14 protein-coding genes, 1 tRNA gene and 1 pseudogene are annotated in these 16,959 nt (G+C 59.5%); 13 read left to right on the forward strand and 3 right to left on the reverse strand.

The features are described 5' to 3' along the window. Nucleotides 1–47 precede the first annotated feature (47 nt). The 4 genes and pseudogenes from F7R06_RS10360 (at nt 48) to F7R06_RS31410 (ending at nt 3,108) form a co-directional block, all read left to right on the forward strand. On the forward strand, nt 48–620 hold the full coding sequence (locus F7R06_RS10360) for a YbhB/YbcL family Raf kinase inhibitor-like protein (protein ID WP_090327738.1): 573 nt from the start codon (nt 48–50) through the stop codon (nt 618–620). Between the two features lie 56 nt (nt 621–676). After that, nucleotides 677–946: a hypothetical protein gene (locus F7R06_RS30735; protein WP_245706758.1), complete on the forward strand. Its 270-nt coding sequence runs from the start codon at nt 677–679 to the stop codon at nt 944–946. Nucleotides 947–1,371: 425 nt separating this feature from the next. Beyond that, nucleotides 1,372–2,250, forward strand: a pseudogene (locus F7R06_RS31405) (HAMP domain-containing protein); the annotation flags it as partial. A gap of 93 nt (nt 2,251–2,343) precedes the next feature. Beyond that, nucleotides 2,344–3,108: a methyl-accepting chemotaxis protein gene (locus F7R06_RS31410; RefSeq protein WP_425415243.1), complete on the forward strand. Its 765-nt coding sequence runs from the start codon at nt 2,344–2,346 to the stop codon at nt 3,106–3,108. A 64-nt stretch (nt 3,109–3,172) separates the two neighbouring features. Here the strand turns inward: F7R06_RS31410 and F7R06_RS10375 are convergent. After that, nucleotides 3,173–3,249: transfer RNA gene (locus tag F7R06_RS10375), tRNA-Arg, on the reverse strand. Nucleotides 3,250–3,599: 350 nt separating this feature from the next. Here F7R06_RS10375 and gabD point away from each other — a divergent pair. From gabD to F7R06_RS10395, 3 genes are all read left to right on the forward strand, one after another. Further along, nucleotides 3,600–5,042: an NADP-dependent succinate-semialdehyde dehydrogenase gene (gene gabD, locus F7R06_RS10385; protein WP_090327747.1), complete on the forward strand. Its 1,443-nt coding sequence runs from the start codon at nt 3,600–3,602 to the stop codon at nt 5,040–5,042. Nucleotides 5,043–5,225: 183 nt separating this feature from the next. Then, entirely contained in the window at nt 5,226–6,506 is a 1,281-nt protein-coding gene (gene gabT / locus F7R06_RS10390; RefSeq protein WP_090327750.1) for a 4-aminobutyrate--2-oxoglutarate transaminase, read from the forward strand. Nucleotides 6,507–6,642: 136 nt separating this feature from the next. Continuing rightward, nucleotides 6,643–7,857, forward strand: coding sequence for a response regulator (locus F7R06_RS10395; protein ID WP_090327751.1), 1,215 nt, complete (start codon nt 6,643–6,645; stop codon nt 7,855–7,857). Nucleotides 7,858–7,890: 33 nt separating this feature from the next. On the opposite strand, the gene F7R06_RS10400 is transcribed toward F7R06_RS10395, so the two are convergent. Further along, on the reverse strand, nt 7,891–8,880 hold the full coding sequence (locus F7R06_RS10400) for a GGDEF domain-containing protein (RefSeq protein WP_090327753.1): 990 nt from the start codon (nt 8,878–8,880) through the stop codon (nt 7,891–7,893). A 235-nt stretch (nt 8,881–9,115) separates the two neighbouring features. Next, complete coding sequence (gene desA, locus F7R06_RS10405; protein ID WP_090327755.1) at nt 9,116–10,300, reverse strand: delta-9 fatty acid desaturase DesA; 1,185 nt, start codon at nt 10,298–10,300, stop codon at nt 9,116–9,118. 147 nt (nt 10,301–10,447) lie between these two features. Here desA and dibA point away from each other — a divergent pair, with 147 nt between their 5' ends. From dibA to F7R06_RS10435, 6 genes are all read left to right on the forward strand, one after another. Beyond that, nucleotides 10,448–12,367, forward strand: coding sequence for a phosphodiesterase DibA (dibA, locus tag F7R06_RS10410; RefSeq protein ID WP_090327758.1), 1,920 nt, complete (start codon nt 10,448–10,450; stop codon nt 12,365–12,367). 280 nt (nt 12,368–12,647) lie between these two features. Beyond that, nucleotides 12,648–12,830 carry a sulfur starvation response protein OscA gene (gene oscA / locus F7R06_RS10415; RefSeq protein ID WP_007975618.1) on the forward strand — a complete coding sequence of 61 codons (183 nt, stop codon included), beginning with the start codon at nt 12,648–12,650 and terminating at the stop codon, nt 12,828–12,830. 145 nt (nt 12,831–12,975) lie between these two features. After that, complete coding sequence (locus tag F7R06_RS10420; RefSeq protein WP_090327762.1) at nt 12,976–13,989, forward strand: sulfate ABC transporter substrate-binding protein; 1,014 nt, start codon at nt 12,976–12,978, stop codon at nt 13,987–13,989. A 235-nt stretch (nt 13,990–14,224) separates the two neighbouring features. Further along, entirely contained in the window at nt 14,225–15,043 is an 819-nt protein-coding gene (cysT, locus tag F7R06_RS10425) for a sulfate ABC transporter permease subunit CysT (protein WP_090327765.1), read from the forward strand. Nucleotides 15,044–15,055: 12 nt separating this feature from the next. Next, nucleotides 15,056–15,928, forward strand: coding sequence for a sulfate ABC transporter permease subunit CysW (gene cysW, locus F7R06_RS10430; RefSeq protein ID WP_090327768.1), 873 nt, complete (start codon nt 15,056–15,058; stop codon nt 15,926–15,928). A 3-nt stretch (nt 15,929–15,931) separates the two neighbouring features. Further along, nucleotides 15,932–16,921 (forward strand): sulfate/molybdate ABC transporter ATP-binding protein, encoded by a 990-nt coding sequence (locus tag F7R06_RS10435; protein WP_090327770.1) that lies wholly within the window; start codon nt 15,932–15,934, stop codon nt 16,919–16,921. The last annotated feature ends 38 nt before the right edge of the window (nt 16,922–16,959 follow it).

A 16,959-nucleotide genomic window follows, 5' to 3' on the forward strand; every position in this document is an offset into this window, starting at 1 on the left:
ATAGTTTGCACGCCGACGACGGCCCCACCCGCACAAGGTACTCCGGCATGACCCGATTGACCTCTCTGAACCCTTGGCTAGTGGCCATAGCAGTCGCCCTTTGCGTGCAATTGCCGGCGCAAGCGGCACAGGCGACCCAGGAGCGTTTTACCCTGAACATCCCAGGCGTGTCGGATGACCGTTTGTTCACGTCTGCCGCTGCCAGCGATGCCCCGGGCTGCGGCGGGCACAATATCTCACCCGCCCTGAGCTGGAATGCCGGCCCGACCGGTACGCTCAGTTACGCCATCGTCATGCACGATCCGGATGGCCAGAAAGGGCAGGGTGTCGATCACTGGGTGCATTACGGCATCAAAGCCACGACCCGCCAGATTGCATCCGGCGTCGGCGCAAAAGCCACGCTTGAAGGTGTGGCCGGCATCAACAGCAAAGGCACGGCCGGTTACGTCGGCCCTTGCCCGCCAGCTGGCGACAGCGCGCACCACTACATCATCCAGATCTACGCCCTGGACCTCGCCCCGGACGCATTGCCGGCAGGCCTGACCCGTGCGCAGCTGCTGGAAAGAATCAACGGTCATGTGCTGAAAAACAGCAGCGTGGTCCGGCGTTACCACCGCTGAAGCCTGATCATCTCGGCGGCTTTGCAGAAAGCTGAAGTGCGCGGCCTTCCGGGGATTTGGCATCCCTCCCCGAAAGCGCGCACTATCAGCCTGTAGTCGATGCGTTGGAGGATGCCGTGACAAAAAAAATCGACCGCATCGCCCAAATGCTCAACTGCCCGGAAAAGGGCGAGGAACTACGGCGAGCGATTACCGAGAGTCGCAAGGATTTTCTGCTGAATCAGCCGGACGAAGACATTGTTGAAGACGACATGCTCGAAGATGAAGTATTCGAGGATGACGAGGACGATGATGAATACGACGAGTTTGATTGGACGACGGAATGAGAAAACCGCTTAGGCGGTTTTTTTGTGCCCGCAAAAAAGCCCCAGACCCCTAAGGCCTGAGGCTTTCTTGTTTCTACGTATGGTGTCCAGGCGGGATTCGAACCCACGCCCCTGCCTTCGTAGTCCCGAAAGCCAATATTCAGAATCAAAGTCGAAATTGCCGGTAATCCTTCGGCGTATAGAAAAACGAACAAAGCTGTTCAGTATTTTATTCAAGCGGTCGATACAGCTCGTGTCAATCAACAATAACGCCTTCGTGGACACGACCCGTTATGAATAAAAACCTCCGATTCAGCCACAAGATCCTCATTGTGGCGTCGCTGATCGTGGTAGCCGCCTTCGCGCTATTCACGCTGTACAACGACTACCTCCAGCGCAACGCCATTCGCAAGGATCTGGAAAACAACCTCCATGAAATGGGCGACATGACGGCGGCCAACATCAAGAACTGGTTTGACGGTCGCACGTTGCTGGTTGAAAACCTGGCGCAAAACGCGGCCTTGAACCCACAGATGGCCAGCATCACCACGTTGATGGCACAGAAAACCCTGGTGTCGAGCTTCCCCAGTACCTACGTCGGTACCGCAGCAGGCGAGTTCGCCATCCTGCCTGATGCGAAGATGCCGGATGGGTACGATGCTCGCACACGCCCCTGGTACAAGCTTGCCGAGGCCAGCAATACCGTCGCCATGACCGAGCCTTACGTCGAGATGGCCACTAACACGCTGGTGGTCTCCATGGTGGCGGCCATTCGCAAGTCAGGGCAGACCGTCGGCGTGGTCGGCGGTGATGTGAGCTTCGGTGCGCTGGTCGACATCATCGACAAACTGGATCTGAGCGGCGTGGGTTACGCCTTCATGGTCAGCTCCGATGGCAAGGTGTTGGTCCACCCCGACAAAAACATGCAGATGAAGACCCTGAGCGACCTCTTCCCGCAGGGCACGCCACGGATCAACGGCGAGTTGACCGAAGTCCAGGCCAATGGCCAGACCCGCATCGTCACTTTCGCCCCGATCAAGGGCTTGCCTTCGGTGAACTGGTACATCGGCTTGTCCATCGACAAGGACAAGGCCTTTTCCAGGCTCAGTGAATTCCGCGCCTCGGCTGTGATTGCCACCGTGATCGCCGTAGTCTTCATCATTGCCCTGCTGGGCATGCTGATTCGTCTGCTGCTGCAACCTCTGCAGGCCATGAGCAAGGCTATGGAAGATATCGCCGAAGGTGAAGGCGACCTGACCAAGCGCCTGGTCATTCACACCCAGGACGAGTTCGGCATTCTCGGGAACGCCTTCAACCGCTTCGTGGAACGGATTCACACCTCGATCCGCGAAGTGTCGTCGGCCACCGAGCAGGTCAACGAAGTGGCCCTGCGTGTCGTGAGTGCATCGAACGCTTCGATGGCCAACTCCGACGAGCAGGTCAACCGTACCAGCAGCGTTGCCGCCGCGATCAATCAACTGGGGGCTGCCGCCCAGGAAATCGCACATAACGCCGCGCAAGCTTCGCAACACGCAAGCTCCGCTCGCCACTTGGCCGAAGAAGGCCAGCAAGTGGTCAATCGCAACATTGAGGCCATGAGCCGCCTCTCGGACCTGATCGTCACCTCCAGTTCGCACATCGAAACGCTGAACAGCAAGACCGTGAACATCGGTCAGATCCTCGAAGTGATCACCAGCATCTCTCAGCAAACCAACCTGCTGGCGCTCAACGCGGCAATCGAAGCGGCGCGTGCAGGCGAGGCGGGACGTGGCTTTGCTGTGGTAGCTGACGAAGTTCGCAATCTGGCCCATCGCACCCAGGAATCGGCGCAGCAAGTGCAGAACATGATCGAGGAGCTGCAAATCGGCGCCCGTGAATCGGTCAATACGATGGGCGAAAGCCAACGCCATAGCCAGGACAGCGTGTCGATTGCCAATCAGGCGGGCGAGCGTCTGGGCAGCGTGACCCAGCGCATCGGAGAAATCGACGGGATGAACCAGTCGGTGGCCACTGCCACTGAAGAGCAGACGGCCGTGGTTGACTCGATCAACATGGACATCAATGAGATCAACACGCTGAACCAGGAAGGCATGGAGAACCTGCAATTCACCTTGCGCGCCTGCTCGGACCTGGAACAGCAGGCCAGCCGCTTGAAGCATTTGGTGGGCAGCTTCCGGATCTGATGAGTTCCAAGGACAACAAAAAAGCCCCAGACCTCGCGGTCTGGGGCTTTCTCGTTCTTGCGTATGGTGCACCAGGCGGGATTCGAACCCACGACCCCTGCCTTCGGAGGGCAGTACTCTATCCAGCTGAGCTACTGGTGCAATGCGGGCGCCATGATACTCATATGCACCGCAGGCGTCCATGCTGCTGAATCGTCTGCGTTTTTCCAAAGCGTAACCTGTGTTTGCTACGTTGATCAGAAAAACGCAGCAAAAAAGTCGATTTCGTTCTTTTTTTCGAACGCCCTATTGTCCTTTACCCCCTTTGATCCTAGGATTCGTTTGAGATTTCAAACGCTCTTGTCTGGGTGCTGAACCGCACGAATCCAATACGTGCGCTATTTATGTGCTTCAGCCCGGTGAATGATTTCCCTGACGGCAGCCTACTGAGGCGCCTTTCTACAATCATAATTTGCTCCGCATCCATTGCGGTGCTGTTAAGGAAAGCCGACATGCAGCTTAAAGACACCCAGTTGTTCCGCCAGCAAGCCTTCATCGATGGCGCTTGGGTTGATGCGGACAATGGTCAGACGATCAAGGTCAACAACCCGGCAACGGGCGAAATTCTGGGTACTGTGCCGAAGATGGGCGCTGCCGAAACCCGTCGTGCCATCGAAGCCGCTGACAAAGCGCTGCCGGCCTGGCGTGCACTGACCGCCAAAGAGCGTGCGGGCAAACTGCGTCGCTGGTTCGAACTGATGATCGAGAACCAGGACGACCTGGCTCGCCTGATGACTATGGAACAAGGCAAGCCATTGGCCGAAGCCAAGGGCGAAATCGTTTACGCCGCTTCCTTCATCGAGTGGTTCGCCGAAGAAGCCAAGCGCATCTACGGTGACGTGATTCCGGGCCACCAGCCAGACAAGCGCCTGATCGTGATCAAGCAGCCAATCGGCGTGACCGCTGCCATCACCCCGTGGAACTTCCCGGCCGCGATGATCACCCGTAAGGCCGGCCCGGCTCTGGCCGCCGGTTGCACCATGGTGCTCAAGCCTGCTTCGCAAACGCCGTTCTCCGCCTTCGCCCTGGCTGAACTGGCCCAGCGTGCCGGTATCCCGGCTGGCGTGTTCAGCGTGGTTTCCGGCAGCGCCGGCGACATCGGCACCGAGCTGACCAGCAACCCGATCGTGCGCAAATTGTCCTTCACCGGTTCGACCGAAATCGGTCGTCAACTGATGGCCGAATGCGCCAAGGACATCAAGAAAGTGTCCCTGGAACTGGGCGGCAACGCTCCGTTCATCGTGTTCGACGATGCGGACCTGGATAAGGCCGTCGAAGGCGCGATCATTTCCAAGTACCGCAACAACGGCCAGACCTGCGTCTGCGCCAACCGTCTGTACATCCAGGATGCGGTCTACGACGCCTTCGCCGAGAAGCTGAAAGTGGCTGTGGCCAAGCTGAAGATCGGCAACGGTCTGGAAGCCGGCACCACCACTGGCCCGCTGATCGACGAAAAAGCCGTGGCCAAGGTGCAGGAGCACATCGCTGACGCCGTTGCCAAAGGTGCCACCGTACTGTCCGGCGGCAAGCCGATGGAAGGTAACTTCTTCGAGCCGACCATCCTGACCAACGTCCCGAACAACGCGGCCGTGGCCAAGGAAGAAACCTTCGGCCCATTGGCACCGCTGTTCCGCTTCAAAGACGAAGCCGATGTGATCGCGATGTCCAACGACACCGAGTTCGGCCTGGCCTCGTACTTCTATGCGCGTGACCTGGGTCGAGTGTTCCGTGTGGCTGAAGCCCTGGAATACGGCATGGTCGGCGTCAACACCGGGCTGATCTCCAACGAAGTCGCGCCGTTCGGCGGCATCAAGGCCTCGGGCCTGGGCCGTGAAGGCTCCAAGTACGGCATCGAAGATTACCTGGAAATCAAATACCTCTGCCTGGGCATCTAAGCCCGGCAAGGCATTGCTTCAAACGCAAAGGGCACGAGAGCGCTGACCCTTTGCGTGCTTCAAACGGAATTTTCTCTGTGGCGGGGAACGCTGTGGCAGTCGATCATCGCATGCTGCCCTGGTTGCCTCCTCGCTGCTTAATCCTTGAATCACGCCGACCGATGAGCGGCGAATGAGGAATGTATGAGCAAGACTAACGCTTCTTTGATGGCCCGCCGTACCGCTGCAGTTCCACGTGGCGTAGGCCAGATTCACCCGATCTTCGCCGAGTCCGCGAAGAACGCTACCGTGACCGACGTTGAAGGTCGCGAGTTCATCGACTTCGCCGGCGGTATCGCCGTGCTGAACACCGGCCACGTGCACCCGAAAATCATCGCTGCCGTGACCGAGCAACTGAACAAGCTGACCCACACCTGCTTCCAGGTACTGGCCTACGAGCCGTACGTGGAACTGTGCGAAAAAATCAACGCCAAGGTGCCGGGTGATTTCGCCAAGAAAACCCTGCTGGTCACCACCGGTTCCGAAGCCGTGGAAAACGCCGTGAAAATCGCTCGCGCCGCCACTGGCCGTGCCGGCGTGATCGCCTTCACCGGCGCTTACCACGGTCGCACCATGATGACCCTGGGCCTGACCGGTAAAGTCGTGCCTTACTCGGCCGGCATGGGCCTGATGCCAGGCGGCATCTTCCGCGCGCTGTACCCGAACGAACTGCATGGTGTGAGCATCGACGATTCGATCGCTTCCATCGAGCGCATCTTCAAGAACGACGCCGAGCCGAAAGACATCGCGGCCATCATCATCGAGCCTGTACAGGGTGAAGGTGGTTTCTACGTCGCGCCGAAAGAATTCATGAAGCGTCTGCGTGCCCTGTGCGACCACCACGGTATCCTGCTGATCGCGGACGAAGTACAGACTGGCGCTGGCCGTACCGGTACGTTCTTCGCCATGGAACAGATGGGCGTTGCTGCCGACCTGACCACCTTCGCCAAATCCATCGCCGGCGGTTTCCCGTTGGCCGGTGTGTGCGGCAAGGCCGAATACATGGACGCCATCGCTCCAGGCGGCCTGGGCGGCACCTACGCCGGTAGCCCGATCGCTTGCGCCGCGGCCCTGGCCGTGATGGAAGTGTTCGAAGAAGAGCACCTGCTGGACCGCTGCAAGGCAGTTGGCGAGCGTCTGGTCACTGGCCTCAAGGCCATCCAGGCCAAGTACCCGTCGGTAATCGGCGAAGTCCGTGCCCTGGGCGCGATGATCGCTGTCGAGCTGTTCGAAAACGGCGACAGCCACAAGCCGAACGCTGCCGCTGTGGCATCCGTTGTGGCCAAGGCTCGCGACAAAGGTCTGATCCTGCTGTCCTGCGGCACCTACGGCAACGTTTTGCGCGTCCTGGTACCGCTGACTGCGCCGGACGAGCAACTGGACAAAGGTCTGGCAATCATCGAAGAATGCTTCGCTGAACTCTGATCGCCAGGTGTGACCTGATCGACAAAAAACCCGCTTCGGCGGGTTTTTTCATACCTGCCAGAACAGATACGACGTATTGCTACTATTTCGAAGGAGCGGCATTGGATAAGGTTCGAGCATTGCCAGGGAGAGCTGTATGACAACTGTCATTTTACCCGCGGTTCCGAGAGTGCTGATTGCCGAGGCCGATCCCTGGTCCCGTGATCTGCTCAAGGAAGTGTTGTTGAACGTACGCTGTGACGCACGACTGGATCTGTGTGCCGACGGCCAGCAGGCGCTGGAGCTGCTGGCGGCCAATCCGTACGACCTGGTGATCGCCGACTGGGAACTGCCCGGTGTCGATGGCCTCAATGTGTTGCGCAGTATTCGCCAGCGCAAACGCAATCCTCCATTGCCATTCATCCTGATGAGCAGTCGCAACGACAGCGCCAGCGTACGCGAGGCTTTGCCGCTGGCGCCCACCGCCTACCTGACCAAACCCCTGAACATGGAGAGCCTGACCCAGCGCTTGCAGGGGTTGCTGCTCAACGCCGGGGAAGAGGTGTCGTGCGAAGTGCCGGCGCTGGCACCGGGCATGACCTTGTCCGTATTCCTGGAGCGCCGTCGCGAACTGGCCGAGGGCGCGCCGCTCATGACCGACGTGCAGCTGGCGGTCAAGCGAAGCCTCAATCCTGATGGTCTGGATCTGACGGCGCTGGAAGACGAGATCCGCACGGACCCGCAGGTCACCGCCGTGCTGATCGCCGCCGCCAATAGCGCGGCCCAGCACCATGGTGCGGGCGTGCAAACCTTGGCTCAGGCGTTGCACCGACTGGGCACCGGACAAAGCATGAACCTGATTCTCGGGCTGGCCCTCAAGCGCAGTGCACGGCTCAGTGACCCGTCTCTGGCGGACTATGCCGAGCGTTATTGGGACTTGTCATTGCACACCGCCGAATACGCGCGAACACTGGCGCGCCTGCTCGATCTGGATCAGGCGCGGTGTTATTGCGCCGGTATGTTGCATCGACTCGGCGATCTGGCGTTGTTGCGCTGTTTGCAGGAGTGGAAGCAGGGCGGTGGCGAACTGGACGACCAGGAGGCGGTCGGGGAGGCGCTGGCCGAATTCAGTGCGGCCTACGGATCGGCGCTGCGCACCCGCTGGCGGCTGCCGCTGGAGCTGCGAGAGCTGATTGCGGCGACCTACCAGCTCGGTGGTGGGGTCTACTCCCGCGAAGCACTGGTGATGAATATGGCGGCACAGCTGGCGCGCCTGAGCGAGCATGAGGGGCTTGAGGACCTGGCCAGGAGCCGGACGGCGCGCTTGCTCAAGATCGGCTTGCCGGAGTTGGTGCGTCTGCGCAAGAAATAAGGCTTTACCCACCGAGGGTTTGCGTTGGGGCGTTCAGGCCGGCACTATCCGGTTCTTGCCCTCACGCTTGGCCTGATACATCGCCGCGTCCGCGCGGGCAAACAGGCTGTCCACGTTTTCGTCCCCGGCGATCAGGCTGGTCAGCCCCTGGCTGACGGTGATGCCAAAGGTCTGGCCGTCATGCTTGAAGCTCAAACGCTGGATCTCCCGTTGCAGTCGCTCGGCCACTTGCAGGGCCATGTCTGGCGTGCAGCCCGGGAACACTGCGGCAAATTCCTCACCGCCAATGCGCCCGAACAGGTCGCCACGGCGTAACGCCGCACGTCCGCTCTCGGCGATGCGTTGCAGTACGGTGTCGCCTTCCTGGTGACCGTAGGTGTCGTTGATCACTTTGAAGTCATCGATATCTAGCATCAGGAACGACAGCGGCGTGCCCTGTTGCAGCGCCTTTTCGAATTCCTGATGAGCGCTTTCGAAGAAGTGCCGACGATTGCTGCTTTGGGTCAGGGCGTCGGTGGTCGCCAGGCGTTGAAGCTCGGTTTCCATCTGCTTCTTGTCGGTGATGTCTTCAGCGATGCCGACAATGATCACTGGCTGTCCCGGCTCGGCCTGGCGATTGATGAAGCATTTGTCGCTGAGCCAGCGAACCTGGCCGTCGGCGGCGATGATCCGGTATTCGCGGTTTTCGATCGCGCCTTTTTCCAGCACGTCCGCCAGGCTGCGCTCGGCATATTCCAGATCGTCGGGGTAGATACTGTCGCGCCACTGGTTGTAATCGGACAGCAGCAGGTCGGCGGAGCGCCCGAAAATCCGCTCATAGGCCGGGCTGACGTACAGCACCTGGCGGGTTTCCCAGTTGAATGCCCAGAGCACGGCATTGACGCTCACCAGCAGGGTGCGGAACAACTGTTCGCGTTCGCTCAGTCGCGCCACTTCACCTTGAGCGTGCATCAGTGCCAGCAGGGTTTGCGCAGTCTCGGGCCACTGCGAAGGGGATGAGTCTTGTTGGTTTTTAATGACCATGGGAACAAATCTCAAAGGGTGTGCACCGCTCTGGATTCGAAAGCGGCCACAACGAAGCCCGCCTGGGTGGCGAAGTGTCTTTGAGAGGGAGGATTTGAAGCGAAGTTCCCGCATTTTGTGGCGAGGGAGCTTGCTCCCGCTGGGCGGTATCGGCGACGCGTTTTATTCGATTAAAACGCGTCGCCGATTATGCGTCTGCTGCGCAGCCGCGCGGGAGCGAGCTCCCTCGCCACAGTCAGGCAGCGGTCGGACGCAGGGAGTAGGTTTTGAGCTGGTTGGCGAAGTCACGCAGGGATTGAATCCCGCTGGCTTCGGCTTCGTGTACCCAATCCTTGATGGCGGCCAGCATGTCGTGACCATTTGAGCTGGTCTTGACCCAGATCTGCTGCAAGGCCAGGCGTTTCTCGTAAATTACCTTCAGTGCCTGGCTGTGCTCGAGCATGGTCTGGATGCGGACATGGTGTTTGTCGTCCAGCAGGCTGGTTTCACGCGAGAGCAACCGCTTGGCGCGGTGGAACTGGTGACGGACCGAGTGATCGACCTTTTCCAGCTCCTGCTTGACCAGCGGCCCGATCACCAATTTGCGGTACTGGGCCATGATCTGGAAGCGGTTGTTGAGGATCGCCATGGCGGTGTCCATGTCCAGGTTGCCTTTGCCTTCGACACGATGGGCAATCGGCGCAACCCGCTGGACCTTGGCCAGGCGCAGGAAGCTGAACACTTGAATCCAGGCCCAGCCCAGATCGAATTCCCACTTCTTCACCGACAGTTTTGCCGAGTTAGGGTAGGTGTGATGGTTGTTATGCAGTTCTTCACCGCCGATCAGGATGCCCCAGGGCACCAGATTGGTCGCCGCGTCACGGCATTCGAAGTTGCGGTAGCCGATGGCATGGCCCAGGCCATTGACCACACCGGCGGCCCACACCGGGATCCACATCATCTGGATGGCCCAGATGGTGATGCCGATGGTGCCGAACAGCAGCAGGTCGATGACGGCCATGATCGCCACACCCAGCAGCGGGAAGGGGGTATAGAGGTGGCGTTCGATCCAGTCTTCAGGGCAGTTCTTGCCGTAGATGCGCAGGGTCTCGGGGTTTTCCGCTTCGGCGCGGTACAGCTCGGCGCCCTTGCGCAGAACGGTGGACAGACCCTTGATGACCGGGCTGTGCGGGTCATCCTCGGTTTCGCATTTGGCGTGGTGCTTGCGGTGGATGGCGGTCCACTCGCGGGTGTTCTGCGCGGTGGTCAGCCACAGCCAGAAACGGAAAAAGTGCTTCAGGCCGGCATTCAACTCAAGCGAGCGATGGGCTGAGTAACGGTGCAGATAGACCGTGACGCCGACGATTGTCACGTGGGTCATCAGCAGGGTGACTGCCACCAGTGACCAGGGCGACAAGCCGAGAAAACCTTCGTACCACATAGGCTATAGGGCCCTCGATAAAGAAAAAAACAGCCGGTGCATTATCACTAAGCCCACAGAGAAAACCAGTCGCCCTTTCAGATATGAGTGGCTGGATGTGTCTTTAACCTATAATCCCGTTTTTTGTATAGGGACATGGACAGCCTTATGTCTGCCAGCTATCGCGAAGCCTCGCGCGCAGCGCTGCTTTACCTCTTGCTTTCCTTGATATGGCTGCAGCTCAGTGGCTATTTATTGAACAGCTTCTTCGATAGTTCTGCCGAGCTTTCGCGATGGCAACTGATCAACGGTTATGTCTGGGTGGTGATCAGTGCCGGGTTGGTCTTCATTGCCCGGGCGCGATTGCTCCGTTGTCTCGGTATCGGCGCCAAACTGCGTGAGCGCCGTGAAGACCGAGAGCGACTGCGTCAGGCCGCCGCCGTGTTTGATTGCACCCGTGAAGGCGTGTTGGTCACTAATCACGATGGGTTGATCGTCCATGTGAACCGGGCCTTCATCCAGATCACCGGTTATCAAAGCCAGGAAGTGCTGGGCCAGCGGCCCAGTTTGTTCAAGTCCGGCCGTCATCCGGCCGCCTTCTATCAGGCGATGTTCGCGACACTCGACAGTAACGGCGAGTGGAGCGGAGAAATCTGGAACCGTCGAAAAAGCGGCGAAATCTATCCGCAATGGCAGACCATCCGCATCGTTCACGACGAGCGGGGACGGCGTAGTCATTACGTGGCAGTGTTTTCCGACATCAGCGCGATGAAGAACTCCGAACACGAACTGATGCACCTGGCGCATCACGATCCGTTGACCGATCTGCCCAACCGCCTGCTGTTCACCGATCGCGCCGAACAGGCGCTGGCTTCGGCACAGACTCACAAGCGTGGCTGTGCACTGCTGATGGTCGATCTGGATCACTTCAAGATGATCAACGACAGCCTCGGACACACCATCGGCGACCAATTGCTCAAGGCGGTGGCGGAGCGTCTAGACGCGATGTTCGGGCCGGGCATTACCCTGGCACGCCTCGGGGGCGATGAGTTTGCCGTGTTGGCCGAGAGCTGCCCGCAACTGGTCCAGGCCGCGGCGCTGGCCCAGCGGATCATCGATGGCCTCAAAGAACCGTTCTTTATCGACGGGCATCAGCTGTTCATGAACACCAGCATCGGCATCAGCCTGTTCCCCGGCGATGCTTTGAGCACTGAGCAATTATTGCGCAACGCCGACTCGGCGCTGTTCAAGGCCAAGAGCGCCGGTCGCAATGGCTATGCCCTCTACACCGAAGAATTGACGGCCCACGCCCAGCAACGGGTCGAGCTTGCATTCGAATTGCGTCGCGCGCTGGAGCAGCAGCAATTGCGGGTTTACTACCAACCGGTCCATGACTTGCCCACCAGCCGCCTGATCGGTGTCGAGGCGCTGGTGCGCTGGGAGCATCCCGAGCGGGGATTGGTGTCGCCGGCTGAATTCATTCCCGTCGCCGAACGCACCGGCCTGATTGCCGAAATCGACGCCTGGGTCATGCAGCAAGCGTGTCAGCAGATGTGCCAGTGGCATCAGGCCGGCGTGGTGTTGTCGTTCGTCGCGGTGAATGTTTCATCGCGCCTGTTCGCCGGTCGTGAGCTGTACCAGCAAGTGGCCCAGGTGCTGCGCGAAACCGGACTGGACCCGGCTTATCTTGAGCTGGAGGTCACCGAGAGCGCGGTGATGGAAGATCCCGAGGTCGCGCTTGAGCAAATGCACAGACTGCGCGAGTTGGGTGTGCGGCTGGCCATCGATGATTTCGGCACCGGTTATTCGTCGCTGCTGCGGCTCAAGCGCCTGCCGGTACAGAAACTCAAGATCGATCAGGGTTTTGTCGCCGGGCTGCCGGGGGACGAAGACGACGCGGCCATTGTGCGGGTGATCATTGCCCTGGCGCACAGCATGGGAATGCAGGTGCAGGCCGAGGGGATCGAGCAGGTCGAACAGGCGTCGTTCCTGCTTGAACATGGCAGCCATCTAGGCCAGGGATACTGGTTCGGGCGGCCGGTGCCTCCCGGACAACTGAATTGGGTGCATGCACCGTCAATCCATTAAGAATCTGTTGCGCAAAACCTGTAGGAGCGAGCTTGCTCGCGATGGTGGCAAAAGCGCCGCGTTCATCCAGGCAGCCCTGGTTTTCGTTCGCGTCCATCGCAAGCAAGCTCGCTCCTCCAGAATTCCCCTCGCAAACCCTTGCCCATCAAATAATGTCTTCTGGTTATATAAACATTCTTAAATAGTCTTTTTAAGAATATCTGCGCCTCTCTACTATTGGTCTCACGCCGTAAGCAGTGCCGCCACTGCCAGGCAACCTCTCAGTCGAAGGAGCAGCACCATGAGCGCATCTCTACGTAGCGTTGACGGCCAGGACGAAGCAACCATCCTGCGTGAAATCCAGAGCGCCCTGCGCGATCTGCGTTTTGGCGCAGTGGAAATCACCGTCCACAACGCCCAGGTGGTTCAGATCGAACGCAAGGAAAAATTCCGCTTGCAGCAACCGGGCAACAAACCGGGCTGAAGCGAAACCAATCAAAAGATCACAGCCTGCGGCAGTTTCTGCGGGGGATTGTGTGGGAGCTGCCGCAGGCTGCGATCTTTGAGCAAGCATCCGATTCCAGATCATAAAAAAAAGCCAATACCCAAGAATTCCAGGAGCTTTCACCATGTCGTCGATTCGTCAGTTCGCTTTGGCCGCCCTGGCCAGTGCCCTTTTTGCCGGTTCCGCGGTTGCCAAGGATTACGAGTTGCTCAACGTGTCGTACGACCCGACCCGTGAGCTGTATCAGGACTACAACGCTGAATTCATCAAGTTCTGGCAGAAGGACCATGCCGGCGACACCGTGAAGATCCAGCAGTCCCACGGTGGTTCGGGCAAGCAGGGGCGGGCGGTGATCGACGGTCTGCGTGCCGACGTCGTGACCCTGGCCCTGGCCGGCGACATCGATGAAATCGCCAAACTCGGCAAGACCCTCCCGGCCGACTGGCAAAAACGCCTGCCGGAGGCGAGCACGCCTTACACCTCGACCATCGTGTTCCTGGTGCGCAAGGGCAACCCCAAAGGCATCAAGGACTGGGGCGACCTGGTCAAGAATGACGTGTCGGTGATCACCCCGAACCCGAAAACCTCCGGCGGTGCACGCTGGAACTTCCTCGCCGCCTGGGCCTATGGCCTGAAAGCCAATGGCGGTGACGAAGCCAAGGCCAAGGAATACGTACAAACCCTGTTCAAACACGTGCCAGTGCTGGACACCGGTGCTCGCGGTTCGACCATCACCTTCGTCAACAACGGTCAGGGTGACGTGTTGCTGGCCTGGGAAAACGAAGCCTTCCTGGCGCTGAAAGAAGACGGCGGCGCTGACAAGTTCGACATCGTTGTGCCTTCGCTGTCGATCCTTGCCGAGCCGCCGGTGGCCGTGGTCGACAAGAATGCCGAGAAAAAGGGCAACGAGCAGATCGCCGAAGCCTACCTCAAACACCTGTACAGCCCGGCTGGCCAGGAAATCGCGGCGAAAAACTTCTATCGTCCACGTGACAAGGAGGTGGCCGCCAAGTACGCCAACCAGTTCCCGAAACTGGAGCTGGTCACCATCGATAAAGACTTCGGCGGCTGGAAAACCGCGCAACCGAAATTCTTCAACGACGGTGGCGTGTTCGACCAGATCTACCAGGCGCAATAACCTGAAGTAGACCTGACAACCGGCCGGATGCCTGTCAGTTAAGGGCGCAACGTGTGGGAGCGAGCCTGCTCGCGATGATGGCGGTACATACAACAGGGATGTTGGCTGGCCCACCGGTATCGCGAGCAGGCGCTCCCACAGAAGTTGCGGTGTTCAAGCCCTTAGCCGACCGGCTTTGGCCAACGGGCCCCGATCTTGGCGACGGGGCTTTGCGCATTCTCAACCAAGGACTTTTATGTCGCGTCGTATCTCCCCCGTCATACCCGGCTTCGGGCTGACGCTGGGCTACACCTTGGTGTACCTCAGCCTGATTGTGCTCATACCGCTGGCGGCAATGTTCGTGCATGCCGCTCAACTCACCTGGGATCAGTTCTGGGCAATCATCTCCGCGCCACGGGTGCTGGCGGCGTTGAAGCTCAGCTTCGGCACAGCGCTCTATGCGGCGATCATCAACGGCATCATCGGCACGCTGCTGGCCTGGGTGCTGGTGCGCTATACCTTCCCCGGGCGCAAAGTCATCGATGCGATGATCGACTTGCCCTTCGCATTACCCACCGCAGTGGCCGGTATTGCCCTGACCGCTTTGTACACCCCCACCGGTTTGGTCGGTCAGTTCGCAGCCGATCTGGGGTTCAAGATCGCCTACACCCCCCTGGGCATCACCCTTGCCCTTACTTTTGTAACACTTCCATTCGTGGTACGTACCGTACAACCTGTACTGGCCGATATTCCTGGTGAGGTGGAAGAAGCGGCGGCGTGCCTGGGGGCAAAACCGTTGCAGGTTTTCCGCCATATTCTGGTGCCGGCATTGTTGCCAGCCTGGCTGACCGGTTTCGCCCTGGCCTTTGCCCGTGGGGTCGGCGAGTACGGTTCGGTGATTTTCATCGCCGGCAACATGCCGATGAAAACCGAGATCCTGCCGCTGCTGATCATGGTCAAGCTCGACCAGTACGATTACACCGGCGCTACCTCCATTGGTGTACTGATGCTGGTGGTTTCCTTTGTCCTGCTGCTGCTGATCAACTTGCTGCAGCGCCGTATCGAAACCCCATAAGGAGGCGCACACATGTCCCAATCGTCCATTGCTGCCGCCTCTTCGGCCAACGCTGCCCGTCGTGGCAGTGCGACTTCGCGGCGCGTCCTGATCGGCCTCGGCTGGCTGATTTTTGCGCTGTTTTTGTTGCTGCCGCTGTTCATCGTGGTGTCCCAGGGCCTGAAGAATGGCCTGGGTGCGTTCTTCACCGCGATTTTTGAACCGGACGCGCTGTCCGCGTTGAAACTCACGGTGATCGCCGTGCTGATTTCGGTGCCGCTGAACCTGGTGTTCGGTGTCAGCGCGGCATGGTGCGTGAGCAAATACTCGTTCCGTGGCAAGAGCATGCTGGTCACGTTGATCGACCTGCCATTCTCGGTGTCGCCGGTGATTGCCGGTCTGGTCTACGTGCTGATGTTCGGCGCCCAAGGGCTGTTCGGCCCATGGTTGCAGGACCACGACATCCAGATCGTCTTCGCCTTGCCGGGTATCGTGCTGGCGACGATTTTTGTCACCGTGCCGTTCGTGGCCCGTGAACTGATCCCGCTGATGCAGGAGCAGGGCACCCAGGAGGAAGAGGCCGCGCGTTTGCTCGGGGCCAATGGCTGGCAGATGTTCTGGCACGTCACGGTGCCCAACATCAAATGGGGCCTGATCTACGGCGTGGTGCTGTGTACCGCGCGGGCCATGGGTGAATTCGGTGCGGTGTCGGTGGTTTCCGGGCACATTCGCGGGGTGACCAACACCTTGCCGCTGCACGTCGAGATTCTCTACAACGAATACAACCACGTGGCCGCGTTCGCCGTGGCGAGCCTGTTGCTGATCCTGGCGCTCTTCATCCTGCTGCTCAAGCAGTGGAGCGAAAACCGTATTAACCGCCTGCGCACCAGCGCCGCGGAGGAATAATTCATGTCGATCGAAGTGCGTAACGTCAGCAAGAATTTCAATGCGTTCAAGGCGCTGGACAACATCAGCCTGGACATCCAGAGCGGTGAACTGGTGGCGCTGCTCGGCCCGTCCGGTTGCGGCAAGACCACGCTGCTGCGGATCATCGCCGGTCTGGAAACCCCGGACCAGGGCAATATCGTGTTCCACGGTGAGGACGTTTCCGGCCACGACGTGCGTGATCGCAACGTCGGTTTCGTGTTCCAGCATTACGCCTTGTTCCGCCACATGACGGTATTCGACAACGTCGCGTTCGGCCTGCGCATGAAGCCCAAGAACCAGCGCCCGAGCGAAAGCCAGATTGCGACCAAAGTCCACGAACTGTTGAACATGGTGCAACTGGATTGGCTGTCGGATCGCTACCCGGAGCAACTGTCCGGTGGCCAGCGTCAGCGGATCGCCCTGGCCCGTGCCCTCGCGGTGGAGCCAAAGGTACTGCTGCTCGACGAGCCGTTCGGCGCCCTCGACGCCAAGGTCCGCAAAGAACTGCGCCGCTGGCTGGCGCGCCTGCACGAAGACATCAACCTGACCTCGGTGTTCGTGACCCACGACCAGGAAGAAGCGATGGAAGTCGCCGACCGCATCGTGGTGATGAACAAGGGCGTGATCGAGCAGATCGGCTCACCGGGCGACGTCTACGAAAACCCGGCCAGCGATTTCGTTTATCACTTCCTCGGCGATTCGAACCGTCTGCATCTGGGCGAGGACAATCACGTGCTGTTCCGTCCGCATGAAGTGTCGCTGTCACGGCATGAACTGGAAGATCACCATGCGGCCGAAGTGCGCGATATCCGTCCATTGGGCGCGACCACGCGGGTGACCCTGAAGGTCGAAGGGCAGAGCGATTTGATCGAGGCCGAAGTGGTGAAGGACCACGACAGCCTGATCGGGCTGGCCAAGGGCGAGACGCTGTTCTTCAAGCCGAAGGTCTGGCAGAAGGTCGCCAACCTCTAAAGCAAGAGCATCGCGAGCAGGCTCGCTCCCACAGGGTT

The organism is Pseudomonas moorei, from assembly GCF_008801475.1.
GTDB classification, from domain to species: Bacteria; Pseudomonadota; Gammaproteobacteria; order Pseudomonadales; family Pseudomonadaceae; genus Aquipseudomonas; species Aquipseudomonas moorei.